Raw genomic sequence first — 12,836 nt, forward strand, 5'->3', positions numbered from 1 at the left:
GGAAGGGCATATGGCTGCGCACCGGAAAAGCACCAGGTTCAGGCTCGAGTCGCTGGCGCTGCCCGTCATCCAGGCGCCCATGGCCGGGGGACCGTCCACCCCACAGCTTGCAGCGGCCGTCAGCGGGGCCGGCGGCCTGGGTTTCGTTGCGGCTGGCTACAAGACTGCCGCTGCCATGCGCGCCGAGATCGAGTCCGTCAGGAGCCAAACGGACAAGCCGTTCGGCGTGAACCTCTTCGTACCCCAGGCGTCCGTCATCAGTCCGGCGTCCCTGCAGCAATACGCCGATTCGCTGGCCCCGGATGCTGAGCGCTTCGGCGTGAGCCTCGGCGAGCCCCGGCATGACGATGACGACTGGGACCAAAAGCTCGAGGCCTTGCTGGACCTGGCACCGGCGGTGGTTTCATTCACCTTCGATATTCCGGAAACCAGCGTGGTGGAAGCACTGCAGCACCGCGGGATGTACGTCATCGCCACGGTCACGGACCGTGAAGAAGCGCTGCAGGCGCTCGCGGCAGGCGCCGACGCCCTGTGCGTCCAAGGCCCCGAAGCCGGAGGCCACCGCGGAACGTTCAAACCTGACGCGCCTGCTCCCCTGGTTCCCCTCCACGGGATCCTGGGCGGGCTGTCTGATCTGGAGGTGCCCCTCATCGCGGCGGGTGGCATTGCCTCGTCGGAGCACACCCGGGCTGCGCTGGCCGTCGGGGCGGTTGCGGTCCAGGCCGGCACCGCGTTCCTCCGCGCTGATGAAGCGGGAACCAAGCCCACGCACCGGGCTGCCCTCTCGGCGTCGGACCATTTCACCACCACCGCCGTTACCCGAGCCTTCTCCGGCCGCAACGCGCGCGGCCTCTACAACGGGTTCATGCGCCGCCACGACGGCGACGCCCCGTACGGCTACCCCGAGATCCACCACCTCACCACTCCCCTGCGCGCCGCAGCCGCGGCAGCAGGGGAGCCGGAGTGGCTGAACCTGTGGGCCGGCATCAATTACCGGGACACGAGGGAAGGCTCCGCGGTTTCCATCCTGGAAAGCCTCGCGCCGTAAGGCTTGGGCCGCCGTCGTCCGCTTTTTAAAGCCCGACGGCGGCCCGGCCCCTTGTGGGAGCCGGCCCGCCGCGCGCGCCGTGAAAGCGGGGGTGGTGCTTTAGAAGGTGGCGGTGTCGATCACGAAGCGGTACCGGACATCCGATGCCAGCACGCGCTCGTAGGCGTCGTTGATCTTCTCAGCCGGGATGACTTCGATCTCGGCACCAAGCCCGTGCTCGGCGCAGAAGTTCAGCATCTCCTGGGTCTCGCGGATGCCGCCGATCATGGAACCGGCGAAGGAACGGCGTCCGCCGATCAGCGCGAAGGCGTTGACGGGAAGCGGTTCCGCGGGGGCGCCCACGTTGACCAGGGCGCCGTCGAGCTTCAGCAGGCCCAGGTAGGAGCTGATGTCGATCGAGGCGCTGACCGTGTTGATGATCAGGTCGAAGGAGCCGCCGAGTTCGGAGAAGGTGTTCTCGTCGCTCGTGGCGAAGTAGTGGTCGGCGCCCAGCTTCAGGCCGTCCTCCTGCTTCTTCAGCGACTGTGACAGGACGGTCACCTCGGCTCCCATGGCGTGGGCCAGCTTGACGGCCATGTGGCCCAGGCCGCCGAGGCCGACGACGGCAACGTTCTTGCCGGGACCGGCACCCCAGTGCCGCAGCGGCGAGTAGGTGGTGATGCCGGCGCACAGCAGCGGTGCGGCGACGTCGAGGTCGATGCCCTCGGGAATGGTGACGACGAAGTCTTCGGTGACCACAACGTGGGTGGAGTAGCCACCCTGCGTGATGGTGCCATCGCGGTCAACCGCGCCGTAGGTGCCGGTGTTGCCCTTGAGGCAGTACTGCTCCTCGCCCTTCTGGCAGTTGACGCATTCCCGGCAGGAGTTGACCATGCAGCCAACGCCAACGCGGTCGCCCACTTTGTGCTTGGTCACCTCGGCCCCCACCTCGGTGACGATGCCGGCAATCTCGTGGCCGGGCACCAGCGGGTACTGCTGCGGGCCCCAGTCACCGCGGACGGTGTGGATGTCCGAGTGGCAGATGCCGGCGAACTTAATGTCGATCAGGACGTCGTGAGGGCCCACTTCGCGGCGCTCAATGGTGGTAGCCACCAGGTCCTCCGTGGCGGACGGGGATGCATAAGCCTTGACGGTAGTCATGGTTCTCCTGTGATCTGTTGGGGGGACATATAAATGCTACCGGGGTTGTTCGGAGCAAACCCGGGAAAAGGGGGCACCAAGGTGGCCCTGTTGTGACTGGTCTTGAGAGTCCTACCCTTTGGGCCCGTGTGGGCCATCGGGGCAAGGATGCGCTAGGGGCGCAGCAGCACCTTGATGGCGCGGCGTTCGTCCATGGCCTTATACGCGTCCGCGGCCTGCTCGAGCGGGAGTTCCAAGTCAAACACTTTTCCGGGATTGATCGTGCCGCCGAGGATCAGGTCGATCAGCTCCGGCAGGTATTGCCGGACCGGAGCAGGGCCGCCGTGCAGGTGCACATGCGAGTAGAACAGGTCCCGCCCGGGCAGCGCCACATCGTGGGAGACTCCCACAAAGCCCACATGGCCGCCTGCCCTGGTGGCGTGGATGGCCTGCAGCATCGATTCCTGCGTGCCCACGGCTTCGAGGACGGAGTGCGCGCCAAGGCCGCCGGTGAGTTCCTTGATCTTCTTCACGCCCTCGTCCCCGCGCTCCTCCACGATGTCAGTGGCGCCAAACTCGCGTGCCAGCGCCTGCCGGTCCGCGTGGCGGGACATGGCGATGATCCGTTCAGCACCCATCTGCTGCGCTGCGAGGACCCCCAAAAGTCCCACGGCGCCGTCGCCCACTACTGCCACTGTCTTGCCCGGGCCCACCTCGGCCGCCTTCGCGGCGAACCATCCTGTCCCCAGGACGTCGGAGGCCGCAAGCAGCGACGGAACCTTGGCGGCGTCGGGCATGCCGGGTGTTGCCACCAGGGTGCCGTCTGCGAGCGGGACGCGCATGTATTCCGCCTGTGCACCGCCCACGCCCTGGCGGTGGACACACGCGCTCTGGTAGCCGGAGCGGCAGATGTCGCAGGTGTTGTCCGAGGCGAAAAATGACCCGACGACGAACTGTCCAGGGCGGACATTCCTGACCCCGGCACCGACTTCCTCGACGATTCCCACGTACTCGTGGCCCATCGGCGCGGGCTTGGAAATTTTGTCAGCGCCGCGGTAGGGCCACAGGTCCGACCCGCAGACGCAGGCGGCAACGAGTTTGATGACCGCATCCGTGGGCTGCCGGACGGCTGGTTTGTCACGATCCTCGACCCGGACGTCTCCGGGCGCGTGCATGATGGTTGCGCGCATGCTGGGTCCTCCACATGGTGAAACGGCTGAAAGGGACAGTCCCATCAAACCCGGCCCCGGCACCGTTGGCGAGGGCCCTGCTGTAACTGGTTCTGGCAGAACCTCCTTAGGGTCCTGCCATCCGTCGTAACGTGTTCCCTATGGATAACCGAGCCGAGGTACGGCAGTTCCTGTCTTCACGCCGTGGGCGGATCACCCCCGAGCAGGCCGGCATCGAACCCTATGGCGGCCGCCGCCGTGTACCGGGGCTCCGGCGCGAGGAAGTGGCGCGGCTGGCCGGAGTCAGCGTGGACTACTACACGCGGCTGGAACGGGGAAACCTGCACGGCGTTTCTGACAGCGTCCTGGATGCCATCGCCGGTGCCCTGGAACTGGACCGCGCCGAGCATGACCATCTCTATGACCTGGCCCGGGCGGCCAACACCTCGGGCCGCAAGCGGGCTGCGGGTACCGGCGGCTCCGCCCCGTCCAAGGTCCGGCCGGAGCTGCAGTACCTGCTGGATGCCATCACGGAGGCGCCGGCTTTCATCGGCAACAACCGCCTGGACATCGTGGCCGCCAACACCCTGGGCTATGCCCTGTATTCGGACATGTACCGCACTCCGTCACGGCCGGCCAACCACTCCCGGTTCATCTTCCTGGACCCCCGCGCGCACAACTTCTACACGGACTGGGACCGGGCGGCCAACACCAACGTGGCCATCCTGCGACGGGAGGCCGGCCGCAATCCCCATGACAAGGGCATTGCCGAACTCATTGGTGAACTCTCGATGCGCAGCGACGAATTCCGCACGCTGTGGGCAGCCCACAACGTCCGCCGCCACTACGCGGGCACCAAGTTCTTCCAGCATCCCGTGGTGGGACTCCTCGAGCTGAACTACCAGGTGCTGGGCCTGGAAGAGGACCCGGGGCATACCCTCACCGTTTATCCCGCCACCCCCGGCAGCCCGTCCGAGGAAGCCCTCAAGCTCCTGGCCTCCTGGGCCGTCACCGAAAACATCGTGGAAACGGTGCAGGCGAAGGTGGGCGGCTAGAAACCTGCCCGGGCCGGCACCCGCCGCACCATCCGGCGGCCCGGAATCCACGTCCAGTCACATGAACTGCCGTTGCGGTTCCCTTAACCCAGGTTTCGGTTCGTGGCGCAGCATTGCCTGTTATGTCCCAAGAATGGCGCCATAAGTAGCGCCGTTTCGCCGCGTTTAGCGTCCGTTGCGTGACGCTGGCCAACACCCTCCGGGCCATGTTTAGGTGTTTGCACGGCACCGGCCACGCCGAACGCAGCATTCAGGAACCTCACCAAAACACAGCTCCTCAAGCACCCTCATCCCGCCGCACGGGCGGACCCATCCACCCCTTTACGCCCGCCCGGGCACCCACCCCGGGCGCCGTCGTCGTACCCGGAAACTTCCCGAAAGGAACACCATGTCCTTCCCAGCATCACCACCCAATCCCGCCCTGGGCATCCCCGCCTTTTCCCGCCGCCGTGCCCTGGGCGCGCTCCTGGCGGTGCCCGCCGTCGGGCTGCTCTCAGCCTGCGGCGGAGCGGCAACGGCCGGCAGTGAGCGGATCAGCCAGGGCGCCCTGGAGCCACTGGCAGCCAGCGTCCCTGCCGGCACCACCATCAAGGTGGGCGACCCCAGCATCAAGGTGGCGCTGGAACTGTCCGGCCTGATCAAGGAACTGGACGGCTTCACCGTGGAGTTCGCCAACATCTCCGGCGGCCCGCAAACCACCGAGGCCTTCCGGGCCAATGCGCTGGACACCGGTTCCGTGGCGGACATCCCGCCCATCCACGCCACCTGGACCGGACTGGACGTCCGCATCATCGCCGCCGGGTACCGGCAGGACGCCGTGGGCCACCCCATCTATGAACTCGGCCTGGCCCCGGGAGCAGGCATCACCCGGCTCGAGGACCTCCGCGGCAGGAAGATTGCCTACAGCCCCGGCCAGGCCCAGGGCGCGTTGGTCCTGCGGATCCTCGACAAGGCCGGGCTCAAGCAGGAGGACGTCAAGCTCGTGGAACTGCCCAGCACCGGGGATGCCTATGCCACGGCGCTGGCCAGCAGGCAGGTGGACGCAGCTCCCCTGGGCGGCGTCCAGATCAAGCGGTACCTGGCCAAGTACAAGGCCGACGGCGGGACCACCATCCGCCACGGGCTGCGGGACGATCCCAGCCTCCTCTACTCCCCCGCCAAAGTCCTGGCGGATCCCGCGAAGGCCGCCGCACTGGCCACCTACGTGAAGGTCTGGGGCAAGGCCCAGCGCTGGATCGAAGACCACCCGGCCGAGTGGCTGGAGGGCTACTACGTCAAGGACCAGGGCCTGTCCCGCGAGGACGGCCAGTACCTGATCGACGCCACCGGCAAGCGGGACATCCCAACGTCCTGGACGGACGCCATCGCCCGGCACCAGGAAACCATCGATCTCCTGGCCCGTGAACAGAAGAAGCCGCAGCTGACGGCGGCCGACCTCTACGACACCCGCTTCGAAGCCATCGCAGGCACTGCCTTCGCTTCCGCCGGAAAGGCGGGTGCCGCATGAGCGCCGTGCTGGAACGTCCCGTGGCGGCGGCACGCCCGGACCCGGCACTGGCTGAACAGCCCGACGTGCGGCCCACAGGGAAGAGGCTTGGGCCCGGACGACGCCGGCGGCTGGCCTGGGTGGGCCCGCTGGCTCTGCTCCTGCTCTGGACCGCCTCTTCCGCCACGGGGCTGCTTGACCCGCGGATCCTGTCCGAGCCGTGGACCGTGGTGGCCACCGCCGGTGAGCTCATCACGGACGGCCGCCTCCAGGAGAACCTCGCCATCTCGGCCCAGCGCGCAGGCCTGGGGCTGTTCTTCGGAATCGTGGTGGGCGCCGTGCTGGCGCTCCTGTCCGGACTGAGCCGGGTGGGCGAGGCGCTGATCGACGGCCCGGTGCAGATCAAGCGCGCCATACCGGGCCTGGCGTTGATCCCGCTGCTGATCCTCTGGTTCGGCATCGACGAGACCATGAAGGTCCTCACCATCACCCTTGGCGTCTTCGTTCCCGTCTACCTGCAGACACACGCAGGGCTGCGCGGCATCGACCTGCGCTTCGTGGAACTCGCCCAGACCGTAGGGCTAAGCCGGGCCGGCTTCATCCGCAAGGTGGTCCTCCCCGGCGCACTGCCCGGGTTCTTCCTGGGCCTGCGCTTCGCGGTCACCGGCGCCTGGGTGTCCCTGGTGGTGGTGGAGCAGATCAACGCCACCAGCGGCATCGGCTACATGATGGAGCTCGCGCGCACCTACGGCCAGACCAACATCATCGTCCTGGGCCTGGCCGTCTACGGCATCCTGGGCCTCCTCTCCGACGGCATTGTCCGCTTCATCGAACGAAAGGCCCTGTCATGGCAGCGCACCCTGGCGGGCTGACCGCCGCCGCATCTGCACCAGCAGCACCGTCCGCCGTTTCCGTGCGAAAGCTGGTCCGCAGCTTCGGCACCAAGAGTGTCCTGGACGGTGTGGACCTGGACATCGCGCCCGGCGAATTCGTGGCGCTGCTTGGCCCCAGCGGCTGCGGCAAAAGCACCCTGCTGCGGGGCTTGGCCGGCCTGGACCACGAGGTCCGCGGCGGCGGCGTGATCAGCGTTCCGGACCGCGTGTCCGTGGTCTTCCAGGATTCCCGGCTGCTGCCGTGGGACACGGTCCTGGGCAACGTCACCCTGGGCGTCCGGGAGCACGACGCCGATGCCCGGGCCCGCAAGGCCCTCGCCGAAGTGGGACTCGCCGGACGTGAAAAGGCGTGGCCGCACCAGCTTTCCGGCGGTGAGCAGCAACGCGTGGCGCTGGCCCGGTCGCTGGTCCGGGAACCGCAGCTGCTGCTGGCCGACGAGCCGTTCGGCGCGCTGGACGCCCTGACCCGGATCAGGATGCACGGGCTGCTCCAGGACCTGGTGGCGGCCCACCGGCCAGCCGTCCTGCTGGTCACCCACGACGTGGACGAGGCCATCGCGCTGGCGGACCGGATCGTGGTCCTGGACCGCGGGCGCATCGCCACCGTCCGCCCGGTGCCACCCGCAATCCGCTCTTCCGCCGATGCCGCGGGGCACGAATCCCTGCGCCGCGACCTCCTCACGGCGCTGGGCGTCGAGGCCGCGCGCACTACTGAACCGGCCGCCGTCGGCCGCTAACCAAACTGCAAGGAGCACGTCATGACATCGAAGTACCCATCCCAGCGCCAACTCCACCTCAACGCCTTCCTCATGAGCACCGGCCACCACGAGGCGTCGTGGCGACTGCCGGAAAGCGATCCCTATGCGGGAACCAAGGTGGAGCATTACCAGCAGCTCGGCCGCACTGCAGAGCGCGGCAAGCTGGACTCCATCTTCTTCGCCGACTCCCCTGTCCTGTTCGGCGAGGTGGGCCGCCGCCCCGCCGGCAAGCTGGAGCCCACGGTGCTGCTCACCGCCATCGCGGGCGCCACCGAGCGCATCGGGTTGATCGCCACGGCCTCCACAACCTACAACGAACCGTTCAACCTGGCCCGCCGCTTCGCCTCGGTGGACTGGGCCAGCGGCGGGCGCGCCGGTTGGAACGTGGTGACCACGGCAGGCCCGGACGCCGCGCGGAACTTCGGCGTCGACGACCAGCCCGCCCACGCCGTCCGCTACGAGCGCGCCGCGGAATTCATCGAAGTGGCCCAGAAGCTGTGGGACAGCTGGCAGGACGACGCCGTACTGGCGGACAAGGCCGGAGGCGTGTGGGGTGATGCGGGCAGGATCCGGACTATTGACCATCAGGGCAGGCATTTCAAGGTCCGCGGCCCGCTCAATGTTCCGCGTTCGCCGCAGGGGCACCCGCTGATCGTCCAGGCAGGTTCTTCGGAGGACGGGAAGGACCTCGCCGCCCGGTACGCGGATGCCGTCTTCACCGCGCACCAGACCCTGGCCGACGCGCAGGAGTTCTACCGCGACCTGAAGGCCCGCACCGCGGCTGCCGGCCGGGATCCGGAAACCATCAAGATCCTCCCGGGCATCGTCCCCGTGATCGGTGCCACCGAGGAAGAGGCGCTGGAGCTGGAGCGCGAACTGGACCGGCTGATCAAGCCCGAATACGCCCGGATCCAGCTGGCCCGGACCCTCCGCGTGGACCCCGTGGACCTGCCGCTGGACCGCCAACTGCCGGACAACCTGCCCAGCGAGGACGAAATCGAAGGCGCCAAGAGCCGCTACACCCTGATCGTGCAACTGGCCCGGCGCGAACAACTCACCGTTCGCCAGCTGATCGGGAGGCTTGGCGGCGGCCGCGGGCACCGCACCTTCACCGGCACGCCCGTGCAGGTGGCGGATGCCATCCAGGAATGGTTCGACGGCGGGGCCGCGGACGGCTTCAACATCATGCCGCCGGTGCTCCCCTCCGGGCTGGAGGCGTTCGTGGACCAGGTGGTGCCCATCCTGCAGGAACGCGGACTGTTCCGCACGGAGTACACCGGACGGACCCTGCGGGAGCACTATGGGTTGGCGCGGCCCGAAACCCGGAACGGCAGGCAACTGGACGCCGCCTCGGTTTGACCGGCGGCGGTGATTGTCAGGGAAAGTTCGGCGGCGGTGCGGGCGGCACGGCGTCCGCACGCCGCCGGCCTGCCAGTTCGCCGAACCGGTCGACGGCATCCTGGGCAGCACGGTACAGGGCCGGATCCGGCCAGGGTGCCCGCGCCCAGGCATCCACGGCCGCGAGTGCCTCGGCCAACAGCCTGGCGGGACGGTCCCCCGGGGACCCTTGGGCCAGGATGGTGTCCCGGCCTGCTTCCAAAGTGTCCGCCATGGTCCGGGTGCTGACCCGCTGCCAGACATCGGCGATGGCATTCACATCGGTCAGCCGCTCCCGGAGCGGCCAGTTACCAATGAAACGGGCCACCCATGCCTGGTGCCGCTGCTTATAGTCCTTGAGGAACTGCCGTCTCTTCCACGTCGGGTAGGCGCCCAGCACGAGGAGGCACGGGACGAGGACGGCCAGCGCTGTCAACACCCAGCCAGCTTGTCCGGCATCCCGGTCCTGGACCGCATCCTTGTAGAGTCCCAGCATCACTCCCGCGGTGATGCACCCCAAAATCCAGATGGCGCGCAGGAGGATGGTCCGGCGTTCCTGTTTCCTGGAAGGGTGGAGGGCCGGTGCCGGTTCCGCGGCCACGGTTGCCTCAGCCTCGGTCAGGCCGGTGTTCAGGAGTCTGCTGGTACCTGCACCGGGCATTCCTGATTTATCCGGCACGTCCACATAGACGGGTGGCAGGCCCGTCCGATCCTGTGCAGCCTGCTTGGAAAGCTCGTCCATGTTCCCCCATCAACCCAGTCATGACCCCCCTGCAGAGTCTACGGTTAGGCGGGCTCCGGGCGGGTAGTCCCTAGACTGGCCAATGGACGTTGTATGCCGGGAATGACGAAGGAGCGAAACGATGAGTGGAGTAGTTGTAGTAGGTGTGGATGCCAGCCCGTCCGCACGGAAGGCCGCAGAAGTGGCGCTGGACCTGGCGGAGTCACTGGGAGCGTCCCTCCATGTGGTGACTGCCTTTGAGATCGAGAACGCCGAAACCTTTGGGGTGGGCTCGGACAAGGTGAGGATCTCCAACGCGGACAGCTCGGAGATGGTGGCAAAATCCCTGGGCGCATCGCGGCCGGGAGTGCAGATCACCCACTTCGCCGCCCGCGGCAAGCCGGCGGATTCGCTGATCAAGGAAGCCATCCGGCTGGATGCCCGGGTGATCGTGGTGGGTAACCGGAGGATGCGCGGCATCGGCCGGCTCCTGGGCAGCGTCGCCAACAGCGTGGCGCACAACGCCCCGTGCGACGTCTACATCGCGAACACCTACGAGGACTAAGCTGCCCCGCAAGGTAGTGGGCGGACGACGGCGGGACTTCCCGCCGTCGTCCGCCCACCGTCGTTAAGGGTTCTTAGGCCCCGTATTCCTCATCGGTGACATGCTGGAGCCAGGTAACCACCTGCCCGTTTTCGTCCGCTTCCTGCATGGCGACGTGGGCCATGAAGCGCTCCGGGGTCGCACCGTGCCAATGCTCCTCCCCCGGCTCGATGAAGACCACGTCGCCGGGACGGATTTCCTGGACCTGCCCGCCGCGCCGCGCCACCAGCCCGATGCCGTCCGTGACATAAAGGGTCTGGCCCTTGGGGTGGTGGTGCCAGGCGGTGCGGGCCCCGGGGGCGAATCGGACATGGGCGCACCCGACCGCTGACTGTTCATCGGGGTTGCGGATGCCGTCAATCTGCACGGAGCCGGTGAACCATTCCTTCGGTCCGGCTCCTGTCTGGCCGCCGCTCTTGGTGTACTTCATGTTCTCCTCCTGTGAGTTCGGTTGACTGGAAAGTTTGTTGGCGGGTCAGGCGCTCCGGCGTGTGATCCGTGCCGTCACGAACGCCAGGACCGACGAGACCGCGAGGGCAGCGGCGGCCACCAGGAAGGCGCCGCCGTGGCCGGCGGAGTCGAACAGGACGCCACCCAGCGTTGATCCGACGGCGATCGAGGTCTGGACGACGGCCACCATCAGGCCCCCACCGCCCTCAGCGTCGTGGGGCATGGCCTCTGCGATCCAGCTCCACCAGCCCACCGGGGCGGCCGTGGACAGCAGCCCCCAAACGCCCAGGAGGACCATGACGACGGCGAGCCAGCCGCCGGTGGGGACCAAGGCGGCGGCGATGAGCGCCATAAGGGCCGGGATGGTGACCAGTGTCCGGTACAGGCCCTTCCCCAGGAACCGGCCAATCAGCATGGTGCCGGCAAACCCTGCCACACCCATCACCAGCAGTACGAGCGACACAGTGGCCACCTCCACGCCGGTCACCCGCTCCAGGAACGGACGGACGTAGGTGAACAGGACGAACTGGCCCATGAAGAAGGTGCCGCAGGCGGCCATCCCCCAGGCGACAGCCGGGCTCTTGAAGGCGGCGAAAATTCCGAGGATGTTTCCGGACGCCCGCTTTTCCACCGGCATGGAAGGAAGGCTGATCCACTGCCAGACCAGGGCGAGCACCGCCACGGGAACCAGGCAGAAGAACGCTCCACGCCACCCGATAAATGAGCCCAGGTAGCTGCCCAGCGGCGCAGCCAGCACGGTGGCCAGGGCGTTGCCGCCATTGAAGACCGCCAGGGCGCGCGGCACCTGGTGGGCCGGCACCAGCCGCATGGCGGTGGCTGCGGACATGGACCAGAAACCGCCGATGACCACGCCAATGAGGGCACGGCCCACCATGAAGAGCAGGTAGCCCGGGGCCATGGCGACCAGCGCACCGGAGACGGCCATCACCGTGGTCAGGCCCAGCAGCAGGGTCTTGCGGTTCATGCTGCCGGCCAGCGTGGACACCGACAGGCTGGTGGCGACGGCGAACAGGCCGGAGATCGCGATGCCCTGCCCCACCATCCCCTCGGAAACCCGGAGTTCGGCGGCCATTGGGGTGAGCAGGCTGACCGGCATGAATTCGGAGGCGATCAGGGCGAAGACGCACAGGGACATCGCGAAGACGCCTCCCCAGTGCGCGTGGTGCTGCACGCCTGGTTCTTGGGGCGCACGGGTGCTGGTGACAGTTGTTTCGGGGGCCATGCCTTCCATCAAACCGTGCTCCCGGAGCCCTAGCGAGGGCCCTGCTGAAACCGGTTTTGGCAGACCCCCTTTAGGGCAAGGCTGCCGTGGAACTATGCAGAGGTTCCTTGCCGCTGCATGTTGTGCGGGCTCTTCCGCAGGTCTTTTTCCAGTTCTGCCAGGCAGTAGTCCTTGAACCAGTGCCTGATGCGCAGCGGCAGCATGGGGTAGGCCACCGCAAGGACGCGCCATGTCCGGTCGAAGCGGTGCTGGTGGCGGTCGCTCCATGCGAGGCCGTAGTCCTTCCGCAGTTGCTCCGGGAGGAGCCCGGCGGTGAGGAACCTCGCGGACGGCATGATGGCGCGGTACCAGAGTGCGGTGTGCTTGGGGAACAGCAGGCCGCGCCCCACGCGCACGCCTTCCTCCTCGGCACGGAGGGTTGAAAGCTGCTCATCCCAGTAGCGTCTGAACGCCGCCCGGTCCTTCGGCCACATGTCCGGTGGAAGCTGCAGGGCGGTCCCAATCCGTGCGTAGTCACGGTACATTGCGTCGGCCGCCTCGTCGCCGAGCGGGCCGCGGATCTTCTCGACGATGGTCAACGCGGTGTCATAGAGCGTTGCCGCCACCCAGAGCTGCAGTGCCGGATCGAAGGCGTTGTAGCCGGCGGACGGTTCGGCCGCCGTGCGGCGTACCGGAACGTGCGCGTGGTTCACCCTGCGCCGGACTTCCTTGGCCTGCTCCTCCGTTCCGTACACGATGCCGTAGACGTAGGTGAGAGTGCCCTTGAGACGGTTTACCGGGCGTTGGGTGAACGTGCTGTGCGCCGCCACGCCGCGGCCGATCGCGGGGTTGGCAAGCTGCAGCAGAATGGCCCGTCCTGCCCCGGCGAGCAGGATGCCTTCAGCCCGGAAATCGGCCTCTCCCTGCACCATGT

The 12,836-nt window shown here is 67.6% G+C and carries 13 protein-coding genes; 7 read left to right on the top strand and 6 right to left on the bottom strand.

Translation table 11 applies throughout. The annotated features are described in order from the left end of the window. Window positions 1-10: 10 nt before the first annotated feature. Window positions 11-1,048, top strand: a complete 1,038-nt coding sequence (locus tag LDO22_RS10940; protein WP_224027104.1) for a nitronate monooxygenase — start codon at window positions 11-13, stop codon at window positions 1,046-1,048. Between the two features lie 99 nt (window positions 1,049-1,147). On the opposite strand, the gene LDO22_RS10945 is transcribed toward LDO22_RS10940, so the two are convergent. Together LDO22_RS10945 and LDO22_RS10950 are read right to left on the bottom strand one after the other, a co-directional pair. Further along, window positions 1,148-2,188, bottom strand: coding sequence for an NAD(P)-dependent alcohol dehydrogenase (locus tag LDO22_RS10945; RefSeq protein ID WP_224027105.1), 1,041 nt, complete (start codon window positions 2,186-2,188; stop codon window positions 1,148-1,150). 152 nt (window positions 2,189-2,340) lie between these two features. After that, window positions 2,341-3,357, bottom strand: a complete 1,017-nt coding sequence (locus LDO22_RS10950; protein WP_224027106.1) for a zinc-dependent alcohol dehydrogenase family protein — start codon at window positions 3,355-3,357, stop codon at window positions 2,341-2,343. A gap of 140 nt (window positions 3,358-3,497) precedes the next feature. On the opposite strand from LDO22_RS10950, the gene LDO22_RS10955 reads away from it, so the two are divergent. The 5 genes from LDO22_RS10955 to LDO22_RS10975 all read left to right on the top strand — a co-directional run bounded on the left by LDO22_RS10955 (window position 3,498) and on the right by LDO22_RS10975 (window position 8,887). Then, on the top strand, window positions 3,498-4,391 hold the full coding sequence (locus LDO22_RS10955; RefSeq protein ID WP_159630535.1) for a helix-turn-helix transcriptional regulator: 894 nt from the start codon (window positions 3,498-3,500) through the stop codon (window positions 4,389-4,391). A 388-nt stretch (window positions 4,392-4,779) separates the two neighbouring features. Further along, on the top strand, window positions 4,780-5,898 hold the full coding sequence (locus tag LDO22_RS10960) for an ABC transporter substrate-binding protein (RefSeq protein WP_224027107.1): 1,119 nt from the start codon (window positions 4,780-4,782) through the stop codon (window positions 5,896-5,898). After that, window positions 5,895-6,749, top strand: a complete 855-nt coding sequence (locus tag LDO22_RS10965) for an ABC transporter permease (protein WP_224027108.1) — start codon at window positions 5,895-5,897, stop codon at window positions 6,747-6,749. Before LDO22_RS10960 ends, LDO22_RS10965 begins: the two co-directional genes overlap by 4 nt. After that, a complete protein-coding gene (locus tag LDO22_RS10970) occupies window positions 6,725-7,507 on the top strand; it encodes an ABC transporter ATP-binding protein (protein ID WP_224027109.1) in 783 nt (260 codons plus the stop codon). Before LDO22_RS10965 ends, LDO22_RS10970 begins: the two co-directional genes overlap by 25 nt. Before the next feature lie 21 nt (window positions 7,508-7,528). Then, complete coding sequence (locus LDO22_RS10975; protein WP_224027110.1) at window positions 7,529-8,887, top strand: LLM class flavin-dependent oxidoreductase; 1,359 nt, start codon at window positions 7,529-7,531, stop codon at window positions 8,885-8,887. Between the two features lie 16 nt (window positions 8,888-8,903). Here the strand turns inward: LDO22_RS10975 and LDO22_RS10980 are convergent, their stop codons facing one another. Continuing rightward, window positions 8,904-9,566, bottom strand: a complete 663-nt coding sequence (locus tag LDO22_RS10980) for a hypothetical protein (protein WP_224027111.1) — start codon at window positions 9,564-9,566, stop codon at window positions 8,904-8,906. A gap of 202 nt (window positions 9,567-9,768) precedes the next feature. Between LDO22_RS10980 and LDO22_RS10985 the strand changes: the two genes are divergently transcribed. Beyond that, window positions 9,769-10,191 (top strand): universal stress protein, encoded by a 423-nt coding sequence (locus LDO22_RS10985; protein ID WP_224027112.1) that lies wholly within the window; start codon window positions 9,769-9,771, stop codon window positions 10,189-10,191. Between the two features lie 73 nt (window positions 10,192-10,264). On the opposite strand, the gene LDO22_RS10990 is transcribed toward LDO22_RS10985, so the two are convergent. The 3 genes from LDO22_RS10990 to LDO22_RS11000 form a co-directional block, all read right to left on the bottom strand. Next, a complete protein-coding gene (locus LDO22_RS10990) occupies window positions 10,265-10,660 on the bottom strand; it encodes a cupin domain-containing protein (protein WP_224027113.1) in 396 nt (131 codons plus the stop codon). Between the two features lie 45 nt (window positions 10,661-10,705). After that, window positions 10,706-11,923, bottom strand: coding sequence for an MFS transporter (locus LDO22_RS10995; protein ID WP_224027114.1), 1,218 nt, complete (start codon window positions 11,921-11,923; stop codon window positions 10,706-10,708). A 92-nt stretch (window positions 11,924-12,015) separates the two neighbouring features. Then, entirely contained in the window at window positions 12,016-12,834 is an 819-nt protein-coding gene (locus LDO22_RS11000) for an oxygenase MpaB family protein (protein WP_159630516.1), read from the bottom strand. Window positions 12,835-12,836 lie beyond the last annotated feature (2 nt).

Origin of the sequence: Arthrobacter sp. NicSoilC5 (assembly GCF_019977395.1) — a bacterium.
Taxonomy (GTDB): domain Bacteria; phylum Actinomycetota; class Actinomycetes; order Actinomycetales; family Micrococcaceae; genus Arthrobacter.

What these genes read in the sequence shown, in the direction of transcription:
- LDO22_RS10940 (WP_224027104.1), top strand. Translation starts at nt 11, where the DNA reads ATGGCTGCGCACCGGAAAAGCACCAGGTTCAGGCTCGAGTCGCTGGCG.
- LDO22_RS10970 (WP_224027109.1), top strand. Translation starts at nt 6,725, where the DNA reads ATGGCAGCGCACCCTGGCGGGCTGACCGCCGCCGCATCTGCACCAGCA.
- LDO22_RS10945 (WP_224027105.1), bottom strand. Translation starts at nt 2,188, where the DNA reads ATGACTACCGTCAAGGCTTATGCATCCCCGTCCGCCACGGAGGACCTG.
- LDO22_RS10990 (WP_224027113.1), bottom strand. Translation starts at nt 10,660, where the DNA reads ATGAAGTACACCAAGAGCGGCGGCCAGACAGGAGCCGGACCGAAGGAA.
- LDO22_RS10995 (WP_224027114.1), bottom strand. Translation starts at nt 11,923, where the DNA reads ATGGCCCCCGAAACAACTGTCACCAGCACCCGTGCGCCCCAAGAACCA.
- LDO22_RS10955 (WP_159630535.1), top strand. Translation starts at nt 3,498, where the DNA reads ATGGATAACCGAGCCGAGGTACGGCAGTTCCTGTCTTCACGCCGTGGG.
- LDO22_RS11000 (WP_159630516.1), bottom strand. Translation starts at nt 12,834, where the DNA reads ATGGTGCAGGGAGAGGCCGATTTCCGGGCTGAAGGCATCCTGCTCGCC.
- LDO22_RS10950 (WP_224027106.1), bottom strand. Translation starts at nt 3,357, where the DNA reads ATGCGCGCAACCATCATGCACGCGCCCGGAGACGTCCGGGTCGAGGAT.
- LDO22_RS10965 (WP_224027108.1), top strand. Translation starts at nt 5,895, where the DNA reads ATGAGCGCCGTGCTGGAACGTCCCGTGGCGGCGGCACGCCCGGACCCG.
- LDO22_RS10980 (WP_224027111.1), bottom strand. Translation starts at nt 9,566, where the DNA reads ATGCCCGGTGCAGGTACCAGCAGACTCCTGAACACCGGCCTGACCGAG.
- LDO22_RS10975 (WP_224027110.1), top strand. Translation starts at nt 7,529, where the DNA reads ATGACATCGAAGTACCCATCCCAGCGCCAACTCCACCTCAACGCCTTC.
- LDO22_RS10985 (WP_224027112.1), top strand. Translation starts at nt 9,769, where the DNA reads ATGAGTGGAGTAGTTGTAGTAGGTGTGGATGCCAGCCCGTCCGCACGG.
- LDO22_RS10960 (WP_224027107.1), top strand. Translation starts at nt 4,780, where the DNA reads ATGTCCTTCCCAGCATCACCACCCAATCCCGCCCTGGGCATCCCCGCC.